Below are 229 nucleotides of genomic sequence, written 5' to 3'. Positions count from 1 at the left end.
GGTGTTTTGCTGGAGGAGCGTGTTCCCGACGCGTTCAACGGCGTCAACGTCGAACTTTTCGCGGAGGTGGTAGAGGACGCTGTTCGGGTGGGGAGCGTCGGTACTCTTCTCGCAGAGCGCGGAGATCGAGGTCTCGTCGGCGGTCGCGCCGACGAGGACCTCGTAGATGTCCTCAGGCGTTAACTCGGCGTTCTTACCGAGATTAAGGGCCACTTCCTCGTCAAGCGAG

Annotated in this window: 1 protein-coding gene; it reads right to left on the bottom strand. The window is 61.1% G+C overall.

Annotated features, from left to right (window positions below):
• The coding region (locus HKX41_14095) for an ISH3 family transposase (protein NNC25265.1) at window positions 1–229 on the bottom strand (229 nt) is incomplete at both ends.

The sequence above is a fragment of the Salifodinibacter halophilus genome (assembly GCA_012999515.1).
GTDB classification, from domain to species: Bacteria; Pseudomonadota; Gammaproteobacteria; order Nevskiales; family Salinisphaeraceae; genus Salifodinibacter; species Salifodinibacter halophilus.
Note: the sequence above shows the minus strand (reverse complement) of the source record. Positions and strands in the feature narration are given on the sequence as shown.